The 15,912-nt window shown below is 64.4% G+C and carries 14 protein-coding genes; 11 read left to right on the top strand and 3 right to left on the bottom strand.

Annotated elements, in window-relative coordinates; all coding sequences use genetic code 11:
* Positions 1-55 precede the first annotated feature (55 nt).
* On the bottom strand, positions 56-1,720 hold the full coding sequence (locus tag KI242_RS17150; protein ID WP_077934207.1) for a SulP family inorganic anion transporter: 1,665 nt from the start codon (positions 1,718-1,720) through the stop codon (positions 56-58).
* A 346-nt stretch (positions 1,721-2,066) separates the two neighbouring features.
* Between KI242_RS17150 and KI242_RS17145 the strand changes: the two genes are divergently transcribed.
* The 8 genes from KI242_RS17145 (at position 2,067) to KI242_RS17115 (ending at position 8,403) form a co-directional block, all read left to right on the top strand.
* Positions 2,067-3,116: a YCF48-related protein gene (locus tag KI242_RS17145; protein ID WP_011061562.1), complete on the top strand. Its 1,050-nt coding sequence runs from the start codon at positions 2,067-2,069 to the stop codon at positions 3,114-3,116.
* Between the two features lie 32 nt (positions 3,117-3,148).
* Positions 3,149-5,524 (top strand): RND family transporter, encoded by a 2,376-nt coding sequence (locus KI242_RS17140; RefSeq protein ID WP_011061561.1) that lies wholly within the window; start codon positions 3,149-3,151, stop codon positions 5,522-5,524.
* A gap of 214 nt (positions 5,525-5,738) precedes the next feature.
* Positions 5,739-6,032 carry a DUF5629 family protein gene (locus tag KI242_RS17135; RefSeq protein ID WP_015635805.1) on the top strand — a complete coding sequence of 98 codons (294 nt, stop codon included), beginning with the start codon at positions 5,739-5,741 and terminating at the stop codon, positions 6,030-6,032.
* The gene (locus KI242_RS17130) at positions 6,019-7,197 is read left to right on the top strand and encodes a lactonase family protein (RefSeq protein ID WP_019094608.1); all 1,179 of its coding nucleotides are present in this window, start codon (positions 6,019-6,021) and stop codon (positions 7,195-7,197) included. The genes KI242_RS17135 and KI242_RS17130 overlap by 14 nt, the downstream gene beginning before the upstream one ends.
* 155 nt (positions 7,198-7,352) lie before the next feature.
* On the top strand, positions 7,353-7,532 hold the full coding sequence (locus KI242_RS17125; protein WP_015635803.1) for a hypothetical protein: 180 nt from the start codon (positions 7,353-7,355) through the stop codon (positions 7,530-7,532).
* A 196-nt stretch (positions 7,533-7,728) separates the two neighbouring features.
* The gene (locus KI242_RS31995; RefSeq protein WP_015635802.1) at positions 7,729-7,854 is read left to right on the top strand and encodes a hypothetical protein; all 126 of its coding nucleotides are present in this window, start codon (positions 7,729-7,731) and stop codon (positions 7,852-7,854) included.
* Between the two features lie 112 nt (positions 7,855-7,966).
* A complete protein-coding gene (locus KI242_RS17120; protein ID WP_015635801.1) occupies positions 7,967-8,146 on the top strand; it encodes a hypothetical protein in 180 nt (59 codons plus the stop codon).
* Positions 8,143-8,403 (top strand): hypothetical protein, encoded by a 261-nt coding sequence (locus KI242_RS17115; protein ID WP_041118453.1) that lies wholly within the window; start codon positions 8,143-8,145, stop codon positions 8,401-8,403. Before KI242_RS17120 ends, KI242_RS17115 begins: the two co-directional genes overlap by 4 nt.
* 60 nt (positions 8,404-8,463) lie before the next feature.
* Here KI242_RS17115 and KI242_RS17110 read toward each other — a convergent pair whose 3' ends face one another.
* Together KI242_RS17110 and KI242_RS17105 are read right to left on the bottom strand one after the other, a co-directional pair.
* Complete coding sequence (locus KI242_RS17110) at positions 8,464-11,562, bottom strand: efflux RND transporter permease subunit (RefSeq protein WP_019095826.1); 3,099 nt, start codon at positions 11,560-11,562, stop codon at positions 8,464-8,466.
* Positions 11,563-11,571: 9 nt separating this feature from the next.
* Entirely contained in the window at positions 11,572-12,726 is a 1,155-nt protein-coding gene (locus tag KI242_RS17105) for an efflux RND transporter periplasmic adaptor subunit (protein WP_011061553.1), read from the bottom strand.
* 202 nt (positions 12,727-12,928) lie between these two features.
* Here KI242_RS17105 and KI242_RS17100 point away from each other — a divergent pair, with 202 nt between their 5' ends.
* The 3 genes from KI242_RS17100 to KI242_RS17090 all read left to right on the top strand — a co-directional run bounded on the left by KI242_RS17100 (position 12,929) and on the right by KI242_RS17090 (position 15,903).
* Complete coding sequence (locus tag KI242_RS17100; RefSeq protein WP_011061552.1) at positions 12,929-13,630, top strand: response regulator transcription factor; 702 nt, start codon at positions 12,929-12,931, stop codon at positions 13,628-13,630.
* A gap of 4 nt (positions 13,631-13,634) precedes the next feature.
* Positions 13,635-14,939, top strand: a complete 1,305-nt coding sequence (locus KI242_RS17095) for an ATP-binding protein (RefSeq protein ID WP_011061551.1) — start codon at positions 13,635-13,637, stop codon at positions 14,937-14,939.
* A gap of 190 nt (positions 14,940-15,129) precedes the next feature.
* A complete protein-coding gene (locus KI242_RS17090) occupies positions 15,130-15,903 on the top strand; it encodes a class I SAM-dependent methyltransferase (protein ID WP_212805376.1) in 774 nt (257 codons plus the stop codon).
* The last annotated feature ends 9 nt before the right edge of the window (positions 15,904-15,912 follow it).

Raw genomic sequence — 15,912 nt, 5'->3', positions numbered from 1 at the left:
AGAGGCCCTCAAGCCTTGTACCGCCCTCGGCATCCCTTCGCTGGCAAGCCAGCTCCTACGCGAGCGGTGGTGGTGGGGAGGCAGGGGGGATTTGGCTCTGTAGCGCTTCGCTCAAGTCGCGGTGATAGTTCTGCGCGCCGATGGCGTGCAGGATGCCGACCCGCTCCAGCTTGCCGTGCACCTTGAGGTTGGCTTCGCACAGCTTCACCACAATCGCGCGCTTGTGCAGCTGGCCTATCACTTCTTCCAGGGTCTGCAGCCCGGTGATGTCCATGAACGGCACATGCTTGAGGCGGATGATCAGCACCTGCGGGTCGCTGTGGGTCTGGGCCAGGGCCCGTTCGAAGGTCTCCGCGGCGCCAAAGAACAACGGCCCTTCGATGGTGTAGATCAGCACGCCCGGTGGCAGGTGCTGCTGGCCACTGTGGTGCAGTTCCTGCTGCAGATCCTGTTCCACCACTTGTTGCACCTCCACCGAGGAGGCCATGCGCCGCAGAAAATGCAGCATGGCCAGGACCACGCCGATGTTCACCGCGATCACCAGGTCGCTGAACACGGTCAGCACAAAGGTGCACAGCAGGATCGCCACATCGGCCCGGGGGGCCCGTTGCAGCATGCGCTTGAAGTGGTGCAGCTCGCTCATGTTGTAGGCCACCACGAACAGGATCGCCGCCAGGGCGCACAGCGGAATGTTCGCTGCCAGCGGCGCCAGGAACAGGATGATCAGCAGCAGCACCAGGGCATGGACGATACCCGCCAGCGGGCTGCTGCCGCCGTTGCGGATATTGGTGGCGGTACGGGCAATGGCGCCGGTGGCGGCGAAACCGCCGAACAGCGGGGTGACCAGGTTGGCGATGCCCTGGCCCATCAGTTCCTGGTTGGAGTCATGGCGGGTGCCAGCCATGCCATCGGCCACCACCGCCGACAGCAGCGATTCGATGGCCCCGAGCATGGCGATGGCGAAGGCCGGGCCGATCAGGTCCAGGACCTGCGGCAGGCTGACCTCTGGAAACTGCAACGCCGGCAAGCCCTGGGGAATGCCACCGAAGGCACTGCCAATGGTGGCCACGCCCTGGAACTGGAACAGCGACTGCAAGGCCGTGGCCAGGGTCATGGCCAGCAGGGGGGCCGGCAAACGCTTGAGCTGGGGGATGCGCGGCACCCATAGCAGCAGCGCCAGGCTCAGCAGGGCCAGCAGGGTGGTGGTCAGGTGCAGTTGGGGCAGGGCTTGCAGCAGGTGCCAGAGTTTCTGATGAAAGTGCTCGCCGCTGACCGCGGGCAGGCCGAAGAAATCCTTCCACTGGCTGACCCAGATGATTACCCCGATACCGGCGGTGAAGCCCAGGATCACCGGGTCCGGGATGAACTTGATCAGGGCGCCCAGGCGGCTGATGCCCAGCAGGAACAGGATCAACCCGGCCATCAGGGTCGCCAGTTGCAGGCCGCCGACCCCGTATTGGGCGGTGACCCCGGCAAGGATCACGATAAAGGCCCCGGTGGGCCCGGCGATCTGCACCCGGCTGCCGCCGAACAGCGACACCAGCAGGCCGCCGACGATGGCGGTGTAGATACCCTGTTCGGGCTTGACCCCGGAGGCGATGGCGAAGGCCATGGCCAGGGGCAGCGCCACCACTGCGACAATCACCCCGGACACCAGGTTGCGGCCCCAGTGTGCACGTCCCAGCAATCCGGCTTTCCACGCCTCGCGTATGGCAATCATGGCTCTGTCCTGAAGTCTGTCCGGCTCATCATAGCCCCGGCCGGGGAGTGTCGGCCCCTGTCCTGGATCAGGCTTTGTCCCACTGTCGCGCAGACGCGGCCTAGACACATCCATCAGTCTTGCGAATGGCCGATCATGCAGGGTTTCGGCAGGGGCTGATGGTTAACAAAAGATAACGTGGCGTCGATTGTCAGACCTTTCCAAAGCCCGATAGGATAGCCCGCAGCCGAAGGGGCTCTAGATTGCAGTTTCCAGGACGATCGTCATGATCGCCCAGGCCTGCGCAGCCCCCTCAAGGCGCCCTGAGAGGTTGAATGACCTGACAATAATAATGGGGGAATGGTCTATGAGTGAGCCTGTCATGGGTGTGGTTGTTGGCCGCCCGCCGGCGCTGCGCACGTTCGCACTGTTGGCTACAGCGCTCTCGCTGTTGGGCGTCGTGACGCTGTCGACGCCAGTCCTGGCCGCTGCCACTGCAGCGGATTCTGTCTATTCCATCGAATCGCCCAAGGCGGCGAAAAGCCTGATGCTCGATGTGGTCCACGCCGGCAAGCGCCTGGTGGCGGTGGGCGATCGCGGGCACATTCTCTATTCCGACGACCAGGGCCAGACCTGGGTCCAGGCCAAGGTGCCGACCCGGCAACTGCTGACGGCGGTGTACTTCGTCGATGATAAGCGCGGCTGGGCGGTGGGCCACGATGCCCAGGTCCTGGCCAGCAGTGACGGCGGTGCCACCTGGACCCGGCAGTTCCAGGACCTCAAGCGCGAGGCACCCTTGCTCGATGTATGGTTCAAGGACACCCAGACCGGCTACGCCGTGGGCGCCTACGGGGCCCTGCTGGAAACCAGCGATGGTGGCCAGCATTGGGAGGACGTCAGCGACCGTCTGGACAACGAGGACCAGTTCCACCTCAACGCCATTGCCCAGGTCAAGGATTCCGGGCTGTTCATTGTCGGCGAGCAGGGCAGCATGTTCCGCTCCGCCGATGACGGGCAGACCTGGGAGCGCCTCGAAGGCCCCTATGAAGGCTCGTTGTTCGGCGTGATCGGCACCGGCCAGCCGGCCACTCTGCTGGTCTATGGCCTGCGCGGCAATCTCTACCGCTCCACGGATTTTGGCAGCACCTGGGAACAGGTGGAGTTGAACGCCGCCCGTGGCGCCCTGGAGTTCGGCCTGTCGGGGGCGACCCTGCTGGACGATGGCTCGCTGGTGATCGTCGGCAACGGCGGCAGCGTGATCCGCAGCACCGACCACGGCCAGACCTTCAGCGTATTCAACCGTGCGGACCGCATCTCGCTGTCGGCGGTCACCGCTGCCGGCAACGGCGACCTGATCCTGGCCGGGCAGGGCGGTGTACGGGTTTCTGCAGCAACGGGCGCTGAACTCGGCCAATAAGCCGGGCACATAATAAGAAGGTGGGGAATTCCATGAGCAGTCATCACCAGGACAAGGCGAACTTTCTTGAGCGCCTGATTTTCAATAACCGCCCGGCAGTGATCTTCATCTGCTTGCTGGTCAGCGCTTTCCTGTTCTGGCAGGCGACCCTGATCCGGCCGTCCACCAGCTTCGAGAAGATGATCCCGCTCAAGCACCCGTTCATCGAGCGGATGATGGAGCACCGCAACGACCTGGCGAACCTGGGCAACACCGTGCGCATCTCGGTGGAGGCCCGCGACGGCGACATCTTCACCAAGGACTACATGGAAACCCTGCGGCAGATCAACGACGAGGTGTTCTACATCTCCGGCGTCGATCGCTCCGGGCTCAAGTCGCTGTGGAGCCCCAGCGTGCGCTGGACCGAAGTGACCGAAGAGGGCTTCGCCGGCGGCGAGGTGATTCCCCAGAGCTACAACGGTTCGGCCGACAGCCTCGAACAGTTGCGCAACAACGTGCTCAAGTCCGGCCAGGTCGGGCGCCTGGTGGCCAACGACTTCAAGTCCAGCATCGTCGATATCCCGCTGCTGGAGTCCTACCCGGACCCGCAGGACCAGGGTAAGCTGCTGGCCCTGGACTATCAGAAATTCTCCCACCAGCTGGAAGAGAAGATCCGCGACAAGTTCGAGGCGCAGAACCCCAATGTGAAGATCCACATCGTCGGCTTCGCCAAGAAGGTCGGCGACCTGATCGACGGCCTGATCATGGTGGTGATGTTCTTCGGCGTGGCCTTCATCATCACCCTGGTGCTGCTGTACTGGTTCACCTGGTGCATCCGCAGCACCATCGCGGTGTTGATCACCACCCTGGTGGCGGTGGTCTGGCAACTGGGCCTGATGCACGCCTTCGGCTTCGGCCTGGACCCGTATTCGATGCTGGTGCCGTTCCTGATCTTCGCCATCGGCATTTCCCACGGGGTGCAGAAGATCAACGGCATCGCCTTGCAGTCCAGTGATGCCGACAATGCCCTGACCGCGGCGCGGCGCACCTTCCGCCAGCTGTTCCTGCCGGGGATGATCGCGATCCTCGCCGACGCCGTGGGCTTCATCACCTTGCTGATCATCGATATCGGGGTGATCCGCGAGCTGGCCATCGGTGCCTCCATCGGTGTGGCGGTGATCGTGTTCACCAACCTGATCCTGCTGCCGGTGGCGATTTCCTACGTCGGCATCAGCAAGCGCGCCATCGAGCGCAGCAAGAAGGACGCTTCCCGCGAGCATCCGTTCTGGCGCCTGCTGTCTAACTTCGCCAGCCCCAAAGTCGCGCCGATTTCCATCGCCCTGGCCCTGGTGGCCTTTGCCGGCGGCCTCTGGTACAGCCAGAACCTGAAGATCGGCGACCTCGACCAGGGCGCCCCGGAGTTGCGTCCCGATTCGCGCTACAACAAGGACAACAACTTCATCATCAGCAACTACTCCACCAGTTCCGACGTGCTGGTGGTGATGGTCAAGACCGCGGCCGAAGGCTGCTCGCGCTATGAGGCCATGGCGCCCATCGACGAGTTGATGTGGAAGATGCAGAACACCGAGGGCGTGCAGTCGGCGATTTCCCTGGTGACCGTCTCCAAGCAGATGATCAAGGGCATGAACGAGGGCAACCTGAAGTGGGAAACCCTGTCGCGCAACCCTGACGTACTGAACAACTCCATTGCCCGGGCCGACGGCCTGTACAACAACAACTGCTCCCTGGCGCCAGTGCTGGTGTTCCTCAACGACCACAAGGCCGCGACCCTGGATCGCGCGGTGCATGCGGTGCAGGAGTTCGCCACGCAGCACAACAAGGACGGCCTGGAGTTCATTCTCGCTGCCGGCAACGCCGGGATCGAGGCCGCGACCAACGAGGTGATCAAGGAGTCCGAGCTGACCATCCTGATCCTGGTCTACATCTGCGTGGCCGGCATGTGCATGATCACCTTCCGCTCCTGGGCGGCGACCCTGTGCATCGTCCTGCCACTGGTGCTGACGTCGGTGCTGGGCAACGCGCTGATGGCCTTCATGGGCATCGGGGTCAAGGTGGCGACCCTGCCGGTGGTGGCGCTGGGGGTGGGCATCGGCGTGGACTACGGCATCTATATCTACAGCCGCCTGGAGAGCTTCCTGCGGGCCGGCCTGCCGCTGCAGGAGGCCTACTACCAGACCCTGCGCTCCACCGGCAAGGCCGTGCTGTTCACCGGCCTGTGCCTGGCCATCGGCGTGTGCACCTGGATCTTCTCAGCCATCAAGTTCCAGGCCGACATGGGCCTGATGCTGACCTTCATGCTGCTGTGGAACATGTTCGGTGCCCTGTGGCTGCTGCCGGCCCTGGCGCGGTTCCTGATCAAGCCGGAGAAGCTGGCGGGGCAGAAGGGCAACTCGCTGTTCGCCCACTGATCCCGTTGCATGAGTACTCAGCCGCACCCTCGGGTGCGGCTTTTTCATGCCTGGTGTTCCGAGGGGAAAGCAGGTGGTGCTGAAGAACCGGGCGGCCCCGGCAGTGCCTGTCGGAGGGTGTATCCGGGGCAGTCGCTTGCGCGGCGCAATGCTGGCCCAACCCGGCAGCGCCAATCAGCTATCATTGCGCCTTTCCATCTGATGATTGATCGCTATGACCGCTGCTACCGACACCTTGCTCTGCGCCCTTGAAGCCTGCGACATGCTGGAAATCGACGGCCTGCACGCTTTCGATTTCACCCTCGACGAGCAGCGCCTGCTGATCGAGTGCATGGACGGCCGCGCGGCCAAGCGCTGGAGCTTTACCCTGGCCCAGGTCCAGGCCGCGACCTTCGACCAGGACTTGCAGAGCTGGACCCTGGCAGGCGACTCCGGTGAGCACCGCCTGGTGTGCATGAGCGCGTTCAGTGCCCGCGACGAAGAGGAAGGTGAACATGAAGATGCGTAATTTCTGGCCCCTGCTGATGGCCGGCAGTGTCGGTGCCATGGCGGTCCAGGCCGCGCCGGCCACCGAAACCCATGAGCTGCTGGTGGGGTCCTATACCCAGGGCCAGAGCCAGGGTCTGTACCGCCTGCAATTCAATGAGCGCACCGGGCAGATCGACCCCAAGCCGCTGCAGGTGGTGAAGAGCTCCAACCCGTCCTGGCTGACCTTGTCCAAGGACCTCAAGTTCGTCTTCGCGGTGAATGAGAACAGCCCGGGGCAGGCCGACCCCATCGGTCGTGTCAGCAGCTACAGCCTGGCGCCGAAAACCCATCAACTGAGCCTGATCAACCAGGTGCAGAGCCAGGGTAACGAGCCCACCCATTCCAGCCTGAGTGCCGACGGCAACTACCTGTTCGTCAGCAACTATTCGGTGGATGTGGATCCGGGCGGCAGCCTGGCGGTGGTGCCGGTCAGCGATGACGGTCATCTGTCGCCGGTGGTGCAGCTCACCAGTCATCCGGCCAGCCGGGTCGACCCCGAGCGCCAGCAATCGGCCCACGTGCATTCGTCGGTGCCGTCCCCGGACGGCAAGTTCCTGTTCGCCAACGACCTGGGTGCGGACAAGATCTTCGTCTATCGCTATGACCCCAAGGCCAATGCGGAACACCCGCTGAGCCCGGCCGACCCGGCCTTCGTCCAGCTGCCGCCGGGCAGCGGCCCGCGGCACCTGCTGTTCAGCGCCGATGGCAAGCATGCCTACCTGACCATGGAAATGAGCGCTCAACTGGCGGTGTTCGACTACCAGGACGGCAAGCTGACTCAGCGTCAGATGCTCGACCTGGCGGCCAACGGCTCCAAGGAGAAAAAGGCCGCCGCGGCCTTGCATGCTTCCAAGGACGGCCAGTACCTGTATGTCAGCAACCGGGGCACCGCCAACCAGTTGCTGGTGTTTGCCATCGACCCGGCCAATGGCCAGCTCAAGGAAATCCAGCGGCGTTCGGTGGAAGGCGATCACCCACGGGAGTTCAGCCTCGACCCGAGCAACCGCTATGTGCTGATCGGCAACCAGAAAAGCAACGAGATCGTGGTGATCGAGCGCGACGCCAAGACCGGTTTCCTGGGCAAGACCGTGCAGAAACTGCCGTTCGATTCCCCCAGCGATATCAAATTCCTGGTGCGTCAATAGACCGCAGGCCCCGGCATCCGGGGCCTGACTCCTTCTATTAACGACGCTGATAATGGCTACTGCCGCAAAGAATTTTTTCCCGCCAACCCTCGGGAGTAAGTTTGCTTCACGGCCCACACGGGCAAGCAAGCCAACTGAATACGAGGGTTATACCGATGAACTTCAATCTCTTCTCCGTGATCGCAGCCTCCGCCATTTCCGCCACCGTGGCACTGCCTGCCAGCGCCAGCGTGGAAATCAGCCAGAAGAAATCCAGCACCAACACCTACACCCAGAAGTACCTGCAACAAAGCGCCAACTTCTACGCCGCCCTGGATCACAAAGCCCAGCAATGAGCGCTCCGGATCACCCCGCAAGCAGCAAACCCAAGGTATGCAGGAGCGAAGTCACTGAAGCAGTGATGTCGCTCCTGCATCACCTGTTTGCGACTTATTCTTCCCGCCAGGCGAATTTTGCTTGGTAGTGTCATATAGCCATGTGTTTAAATTTGACGCTGAATTATTGACTCTTTCCCGAGCAAGGATCGATAGCATGGTGATGCGTCTGACCGTGGTTCTGCTGTTGCTCTACTCCACCCCCATCCTGTCCTCTGCCCAGCCTGTCGAAGGCGAGCCGGAGACTTCCCGCGAGCGTCTGACCAGCCTGTTGCAGGACTGAGACGCGAGTTTAAAGCATCAAGAAAATTGATGATGGCTATGGATATAAACGTCTTTTTACTGGCGTTTGATTGATAGATCCTCTGGGCACGAAAACGCCTCAGGAGATCACCATGGCCCGTTCGATCCTCAGTTCCGCCAAGTACGGCGCCTACCTGGCGCTGGGGCTTTATCTGCTTCTGATGCTCTGGGCCAGCCTGGCTGCGGGCCTGCCGAGCGCTGCGTTGATTGATTCCGGCGCGGCAAGCGGCCAGGGCCCGGTACTTCATGCCGAAGCGGGGAGACGGCCATGAAAGGGCGCCGTCTGATGATCACCGCCTTCCTCGCGTTCTTCACCAATGGCACCAGCCTGCTGGGGCTGGGCCAGGGCTCGGCCGGAGCATTGGCGCGGGCCATCGAATGCAATCACCAGATCGCCCATCACAGCCAGGCGGCCAAGGCTCCGGCGCTGCTGGCGGGCAATCCACCGGGCAAATCCGCTGCGGCCTTTCCCGGGCCTTTCGCCCTGGATTGCCCACAGGCACGGGTATGCCCGGCCATGGCGGCCTGAGACGAGAAGAGGGGGGCAAGAGAAGAAGGGGCCCCGGAACCGGGACCCCATGCAGCGATGTCAGTCCTTGGACGAACCGCGTTTCACCAGTTTCATCACCACCACGAAGAACACCGGCACGAAGATCACTGCCAGGGTTGCGGTGATCATGCCGCCGATCACCCCGGTACCGATCGCCTGCTGGCTGGCGGAGCTGGCGCCGGTGGCGATGGCCAGGGGCACCACGCCGAGGATGAACGCCAGCGAGGTCATGACGATGGGGCGCAGGCGCAGGCGTGCAGCCTGCACCGTGGCATCGATCAGATCATGGCCTTCGTCGTACAGGCTCTTGGCGAACTCGATGATCAGGATCGCGTTCTTCGCCGACAGGCCGATGATGGTGATCAGGCCGACCTTGAAGAACACGTCGTTGGGCATGCCGCGCAGGCTCACCGCCAGCACTGCGCCCAGTACCCCCAGGGGCACCACCAGCAGCACCGAGGTGGGAATCGACCAGCTCTCGTAGAGCGCCGCCAGGCACAGGAACACGATCAGCAGCGACAGGCCCAGCAGCATCGGCGCCTGGCTGCCGGACAGCCGTTCCTGGAGTGACAGGCCGGTCCATTCCAGGCCCAGCCCGGTGGGCAACTGCGCCACCAGCCGTTCGATTTCCTGCATGGCTTCACCGGTACTGTGGCCAGGGGCCGGCTCGCCGGAGACGGCAATGGCCGGGTAGCCGTTGTAGCGGGTCAGTTGAGCCGGGCCCAGGCTCCAGCTGGCGCGGACGAAGGCCGACAGCGGCACCATCTTGCCGGCGCTGTTGCGCACGTTCAGGCGCAGCAAGTCTTCGACCTGGCTGCGCTGGTCGCCTTCGGCCTGGATCACCACCCGCTGCATCCGCCCCTGGTTGGGGAAGTCGTTGACGTAGGACGACCCCAGGGCGGTGGACAGCAGGCTGCCGATATCGGCAAAGGACACGCCCAGGGCGTTGGCCTGCTTGCGGTCGACCTCCAGTTGCACCTGCGGCGCTTCGGCCAGGGCACTTTCCCGGACGTTGGCCAGGATCGGGCTCTTTTCCGTGGCCTTGAGCAGCTCGTCCCGGGCCTGCATCAGGGCCGCGTGGCCGACGCCGCCACGGTCCTGCAGGCGGAACTCAAAGCCGCTGGAGGTGCCCAGGCCATCGATCGGCGGCGGCAGCACGGCGTACACCACGGCATCCTTGATCGCGCCGAGGGCGGCGTTGGCGCGGTCGGCGATGGACATCGCCGAATCCTCGCTGCCCCGTTGCGACCAGTCCTTGAGCGTGGTGAAGGCCAGCGCGGCGTTCTGCCCGTTACCCGAGAAGCTGAAGCCGAGAATGATGGTGCTGTCGCCGACTCCCGGTTCGCTGGCGTTGTGCGCTTCGATCTGCTCCACCACCTTGATCGTGCGGTTCTGGCTGGCACCAGGTGGCAGCTGGATGTCGGTGATGGTGTAGCCCTGGTCCTCCACTGGCAGGAAGGAGGAGGGCAGGCGGCTGAACAGCAGCGCCATGATCGCCAGCAGCGCCAGGTAGATCAGCAGGTAGCGGCCGGTACGCTTGAGGGCATAGGTCACGCCGCCCTGATAGCTGTCGCTCAGGCGTTCGAAGCGCCGGTTGAACCAGCCGAAGAACCCCGTGCGTTCATGGTGTTCGCCCGCCGCAATGGGCTTGAGCAGGGTGGCGCACAGGGCCGGGGTCAGGGTCAGGGCGAGGAACGCCGAGAACAGGATCGAGGTGGCCATGGACAGCGAGAACTGCTGGTAGATCACCCCCACCGAGCCGGGCATGAAGGCCATGGGGATGAACACCGCCACCAGCACCAGGGTGATGCCGATGATGGCCCCGGTGATCTGCTGCATCGCCTTGCGCGTGGCTTCCTTGGGCGACAGGCCTTCGGTGGCCATGATCCGCTCGACGTTCTCCACCACCACGATGGCATCGTCCACCAGGATGCCGATGGCCAGCACCATGCCGAACATGGTCAGCACGTTGATCGAGAACCCCAGGGCCAGCATGGTGGCGAAGGTGCCCATCAGGGCCACGGGCACCACCAGGGTGGGGATCAGGGTGTAGCGGATGTTCTGCAGGAACAGGAACATCACCAGGAACACCAGCACCATGGCTTCGGCCAGGGTGTAGAGCACCTTGGTGATCGAGACCTTGACGAAGGGCGAGGTGTCGTAGGGGATCTTGTATTCCACGCCGGCCGGGAAATAGCGCGACAGCTCGTCCATCTTGGCGCGGATCAGGGTCGCGGTATTCAACGCGTTGGCCCCGGGGGACAATTGCACGCCCACCGCGGTGGACGGCTTGCCGTTCAGGCGGGTGCCGTACTGGTATTCCTGGCTGCCGACTTCCACCCGGGCCACATCGCCGATGCGTACCGTGGAGCCGTCGGGGTTGGCCCGCAGGACGATATCGGCAAACTCTTCAGGGCTGGAAAGCTGGCCCTTGACCAGGATGGTCGCAGTGATTTCCTGGCTGGCGGGGTTGGGCAGGTCGCCGATGCTGCCGGCCGGAACCTGGGCGTTCTGCGCCGCCACCGCGGCGTTGACGTCGGCCGGGGTCAGGTTGAAACCGATCAGTTTCTGCGGGTCGAGCCAGATCCGCATGGCCCGCTCGGCACCGTACAACTGGGCCTTGCCGACGCCATCGAGGCGGCGGATCTCGTTCATCACGTTGCGCGCCAGGTAGTCGCTGAGGGCGACATCGTTCAGGCGGCCGTCACTGGAGGTCAGGGTGATCAGCAAGAGGAAGCCGGCGGAGACTTTCTCTACCTGCAGGCCCTGCTGGGTCACCGCCTGGGGCAGGCGCGGCTCCACCGCCTTGAGACGGTTCTGCACGTCCACCTGGGCCAGTTCCGGGTTGGTACCCGGCTGGAAGGTGGCGGTGATGGTGGCGCTGCCGAGGCTGCTCTGGGACGAGAAGTACAGCAGGTGGTCGGCACCGTTGAGCTCCTGCTCGATCAGGCTGACCACCGATTCGTCCAGGGTCTGCGCCGAGGCGCCCGGGTAGGCGGCGTAGATCTCGATCTGTGGCGGGGCCACGGTGGGGTATTGCGCCACCGGCAGTTGGGGGATCGCCAGGGCGCCGGCCAACAGGATGAAGAAGGCGACCACCCAGGCGAATACCGGGCGGTCAATAAAGAATTGCGGCATGTGTACTACCTACTGGCCAGGGTTCTGGACGTGCGCAAGGGGGCTGGCGTCGATTTCCACCGGCTCGCCGGGGCGGGCGTGTTGCAGGCCTTCGACAATCACCCGGTCACCGGGCTTGAGGCCCTCGGTGACGATCCAGCGATCGTTCTGCACTCCACCCAGTTGCACCGGGTGCTGCACCACGTTGTTTTGCGCATCCACCAGCAGCACCTGGGCGATGCCGGCGCTGTCGCGCTGGATGGCCCGCTGCGGCACGCTGATGCCTTGCTGGTTGACCGCCTGTTCCAGGCGCACGCGCACGAAACTGCCGGGCAGCAGGTCGAGGTCCGGGTTGGGGAACTCGCTGCGCAGGATGATCTGCCCGGTACTCGGGTCAACGCTGATATCGGCGAACAACAGCTTGCCCGGCAGCGGGTAGAGGCTGCCGTCGTCCTGGATCAGGGTCGCCTTGGCCTGGTCCTTGCCCACCTGCTGCAACTGGCCGGCGCGGAAGGCCCGGCGCAGGTCGTTGAGTTCACGGGTGGACTGGGTCAGGTCGGCGTGGATCGGGTCCAGTTGCTGGATCAGCGCCAGCGGCGTGGTCTCGTTCTGGCCCACCAGGGCGCCTTCGGTGACCAGGGCGCGGCCGACCCGGCCGGAAATCGGCGCGGTGACGGTGGCATAGCCGAGGTTGAGCTTGGCCCGCTGCACCGCGGCCTGGTTGGCGGCGACGTCGGCGCTGGCCTGGCGTGCCGCAGCCCGGGCATTGTCGTATTCCTGGCCGCTGATGGCCTGGTCGGCGACCAGCTTGGAATAGCGCTGCTCCTGCAACTGCGCCTGGAAGGCGGTGGCCTCGGCCTTGCGCAGGCTGGCCTGGGCGCTGTCCAGGTCAGCCTTGAACGGGGCCGGGTCGATGCGGAACAAGACCTCGCCCTGCTTGACGTCGGAGCCTTCGCGGAAGGTCCGTTGCAGCACCACCCCGGCTACCCGGGCGCGGACTTCGGCGATCCGTGGCGCGGCGATGCGCCCGCTCAGTTCGCTGGTGATGGACAGGGCCTGGCTCTGTACGGTTTCGATCCGTACCTTGGCCGGTGGCGGCGTCTGCTCGCCTTCGGTCTTGCCACACGCGCTCAGCGCCGCTGCCAGAACGACCAGGCAGAATGGCGCAAAGAGTTTATTCGACATGCTGATACCCCAATAATGACCTCGGCATGCTAAGGGCATGGGTCAAGGCCCGCTGTGAAGCTGTGTAGGTGCTGTGTGAAAAAGTGTGAAGCCTGCGCACCGGTGCGGCCAGGGTTGTATATCCTTGGCGCCTTGCTGGTTTTGCCCGGTGCCTTATAAAGAACGCCGGTATTCTGTATTTCTTCAATAAAGATCGCTCTCCATGCCCAATATTCTTCTTGTCGAAGACGACACCGCGCTGTCCGAACTGATCGCCAGCTACCTGGAACGCAATGGCTATCAGGTCAGCGTGATCAGCCGTGGTGACCAGGTGCGGGAGCGGGCCAAGGCCAGCCCGCCGGACCTGGTGATCCTCGACCTGATGCTGCCGGGCCTGGATGGCCTGCAAGTCTGCCGCCTGTTGCGCGCCGACTCGGCGACCCTGCCGATCCTGATGCTGACCGCGCGGGATGATAGCCATGATCAGGTGCTGGGTCTGGAAATGGGCGCCGACGACTATGTGACAAAACCTTGCGAACCGCGAGTGCTACTGGCCCGGGTCCGTACCCTGTTGCGCCGTAGCAGCCTCAGCGAGCCGCAGAGCGCCAGCGACCAGATCCTCATGGGCAACCTGTGCATCGACCTGTCGGAGCGCACCGTGACCTGGCGCGAGCAGTTGGTGGAGCTGTCCAGCGGCGAGTACAACCTGCTGGTGGTGCTGGCCCGGCATGCCGGTGAAGTGCTGAGCCGCGACCAGATCCTGCAGCGCCTGCGGGGCATCGAGTTCAACGGCACCGATCGTTCGGTGGACGTGGCGATCTCCAAGCTGCGGCGCAAGTTCGACGATCACGCCGGCGAGGCGCGCAAGATCAAGACCGTGTGGGGCAAGGGTTACCTGTTCAGCCGTTCCGAGTGGGAATGCTGATTCCATGCTGCGCATCCTGGTCCGTCTGTACCTGATCACCATCATTGCCTTCAGCGCCGCGATCTACCTGATCCCGGACCTGGTGATCAAGGTTTTCCACGAGCGTTTCCTGGACTACAACCTGGACCAGTCCCGGGGCCTGCAGAGCCTGATCGTCAAGCAGTTCCGCGCCTTGCCGGCGCAGCAGTGGCCGACCCTGGTCAAGGAGATGGACGAGGAGTTCCACCCGCTGCAGGTGGCCCTGGTGCGCATCGACGACCCGGATTTCAGCGATTACGAGCGCGAGCGCCTGCAACGCGGCGAGAAAGTGGTGCGCCTGGGCGATTGGGGCTGGCGCACCCTGGCGGTGTCGCCGCTGGATGAACAACTGGCGGTGAAGCTGGTGGTGCCGCCGGACCCGCTGGACGTCAACCTGCTGTACTGGAGCATCAATGTCCTGATCGTCGCCGTGCTGCTGGCCTGCCTGCTGCTCTGGGTGCGCCCGCACTGGCGTGACCTGGAGCGCCTCAAGCGCACCGCCGAACGCTTCGGCAAGGGCCATCTGGGCGAGCGCACCCAGCTGCCCGCCAGTTCCAACATCGGCAGCCTGGCCAATGTCTTCGACACCATGGCCGGGGATATCGAAAAACTCCTGAACCAGCAGCGTGACCTGCTCAACGCGGTGTCCCACGAACTGCGCACGCCCCTGACCCGGCTGGATTTCGGCCTGGCCCTGGCGCTCTCCGACGATTTGCCGGCGGCCAGCCGCGAGCGCCTGCAAGGGCTGGTGGCGCACATTCGCGAACTGGATGAACTGGTACTGGAGCTGCTGTCCTACAGCCGCCTGCAGAACCCGGCGTGCCTGCCGGAGCAGATCGAGGTGTCCCTGGACGAGTTCATCGACAGCATCCTGGGCAGTGTCGACGATGAGCTGGAGTCGGATATCGTCATCGACGTCCTGCTGCACGGTGCCCTGGAACGTTTCACCCTGGACCCGCGGCTGACCGCCCGGGCCTTGCAGAACCTGCTGCGCAATGCCACCCGTTATTGCGAGAAACGCATCCAGGTGGGGGTGCTGGTCAGCGACGACGGCTGCGAGATCTGGGTCGACGATGACGGCATCGGCATTCCCGACGACGAGCGCGAGCGGGTGTTCGAGCCGTTCTACCGCCTGGACCGCAGCCGCGACCGCGCCACCGGCGGCTTCGGCCTGGGCCTGGCGATCAGCCGCCGGGCCCTGGAAGCCCAGGACGGCACCCTGACCGTGGAAGCCTCGCCCCTGGGCGGCGCGCGTTTTCGCCTGAGCCTGCCGCCCCCGCCCAGGGCCTGAATCCGTAGGAGCCGGCTTGGCGGCGAAGAGGCCCCTGAGCCGAGCGCCCCTGCGGATAACGCCTTCGCTGGCAAGCCAGCTCCTGTAGCCTGCTCCTGCAACGGGGGGGCAACTGACAGGAGTTTCATGCTGTCTGTTGTCGGGCACGGTTTATCCTGTTCGTACTCACCCGCAATGAGGAGGTTCATCCATGAACGATCAGGCGATTCATCATGCTGCGGCCGACGGCTACCAACAGGCCGCCGATACCTATGTGCGGGGCCGGCCGGACTATCCGCCAGCCCTTGAGCCCTGGCTGCGGGAGACGCTGGGCCTCGGGCCGGGCAGGGTGGTGGACCTGGGCGCGGGCACCGGCAAGTTCACCGGCCGCTTGCTGGCCACGGGGGCCCAGGTGATCGCGGTGGAGCCGGTCGAGCAAATGCGCGCCAGGCTGGCGGCGGCCCAGCCCGAGGCCCAGGTACTGGAGGGCAGCGCCGAGGCGCTGCCGCTCAAGGATGCCTCGGTGGATGTGCTGGTCTGTGCCCAGGCCTTTCACTGGTTTGCCCACCGCGCGGCACTGGAGGAAATCCATCGCGTGCTCAAGCCCGGCGGCAAGCTGGCCCTGGTGTGGAACCTGCGGGATGCCCGGGTGCCCTGGGTGGCGCGCCTGGACGCCATCGTCAATGCCTTGCAGGCCGATACCCCGCGCTATTACACCGGTGCCTGGCGCCAGGCCTTTCCCCACCCGGGTTTCGGGCCCCTGCAGGAACAGCATTTCACCCAGGGCCACAGCGGCACGCCGGAGGACGTGATCTTCAACCGTGTGCGCTCCACCAGCTTCATCGCCGCCTTGCCCCAGGCCGAACGCGAGGCCGTGGACCGGCAGATCGCCGCCCTGATCGACAGCGAGCCGCAGCTGCGGGGCAAGGCCCAGGTCACCGTGCCTTACACGACCGCCGCTTTCTATTGCACCAGGCAAGGTTGAGCTCATCAC

The sequence above is a fragment of the Pseudomonas sp. Eqa60 genome (assembly GCF_018326405.1).
GTDB lineage: Bacteria > Pseudomonadota > Gammaproteobacteria > Pseudomonadales > Pseudomonadaceae > Aquipseudomonas > Aquipseudomonas protegens.
This window is presented reverse-complemented; position numbering and strand designations above follow the sequence as displayed.

Coding starts and splice junctions, on each gene's coding strand:
- KI242_RS17100 (WP_011061552.1), top strand. CDS start 12,929: ATGCCCAATATTCTTCTTGTCGAAGACGACACCGCGCTGTCCGAACTG.
- KI242_RS17120 (WP_015635801.1), top strand. CDS start 7,967: ATGGCCCGTTCGATCCTCAGTTCCGCCAAGTACGGCGCCTACCTGGCG.
- KI242_RS17140 (WP_011061561.1), top strand. CDS start 3,149: ATGAGCAGTCATCACCAGGACAAGGCGAACTTTCTTGAGCGCCTGATT.
- KI242_RS17090 (WP_212805376.1), top strand. CDS start 15,130: ATGAACGATCAGGCGATTCATCATGCTGCGGCCGACGGCTACCAACAG.
- KI242_RS17145 (WP_011061562.1), top strand. CDS start 2,067: ATGAGTGAGCCTGTCATGGGTGTGGTTGTTGGCCGCCCGCCGGCGCTG.
- KI242_RS17095 (WP_011061551.1), top strand. CDS start 13,635: ATGCTGCGCATCCTGGTCCGTCTGTACCTGATCACCATCATTGCCTTC.
- KI242_RS17105 (WP_011061553.1), bottom strand. CDS start 12,726: ATGTCGAATAAACTCTTTGCGCCATTCTGCCTGGTCGTTCTGGCAGCG.
- KI242_RS17135 (WP_015635805.1), top strand. CDS start 5,739: ATGACCGCTGCTACCGACACCTTGCTCTGCGCCCTTGAAGCCTGCGAC.
- KI242_RS17150 (WP_077934207.1), bottom strand. CDS start 1,720: ATGATTGCCATACGCGAGGCGTGGAAAGCCGGATTGCTGGGACGTGCA.
- KI242_RS17130 (WP_019094608.1), top strand. CDS start 6,019: ATGAAGATGCGTAATTTCTGGCCCCTGCTGATGGCCGGCAGTGTCGGT.
- KI242_RS17110 (WP_019095826.1), bottom strand. CDS start 11,562: ATGCCGCAATTCTTTATTGACCGCCCGGTATTCGCCTGGGTGGTCGCC.
- KI242_RS31995 (WP_015635802.1), top strand. CDS start 7,729: ATGGTGATGCGTCTGACCGTGGTTCTGCTGTTGCTCTACTCCACCCCC.
- KI242_RS17115 (WP_041118453.1), top strand. CDS start 8,143: ATGAAAGGGCGCCGTCTGATGATCACCGCCTTCCTCGCGTTCTTCACC.
- KI242_RS17125 (WP_015635803.1), top strand. CDS start 7,353: ATGAACTTCAATCTCTTCTCCGTGATCGCAGCCTCCGCCATTTCCGCC.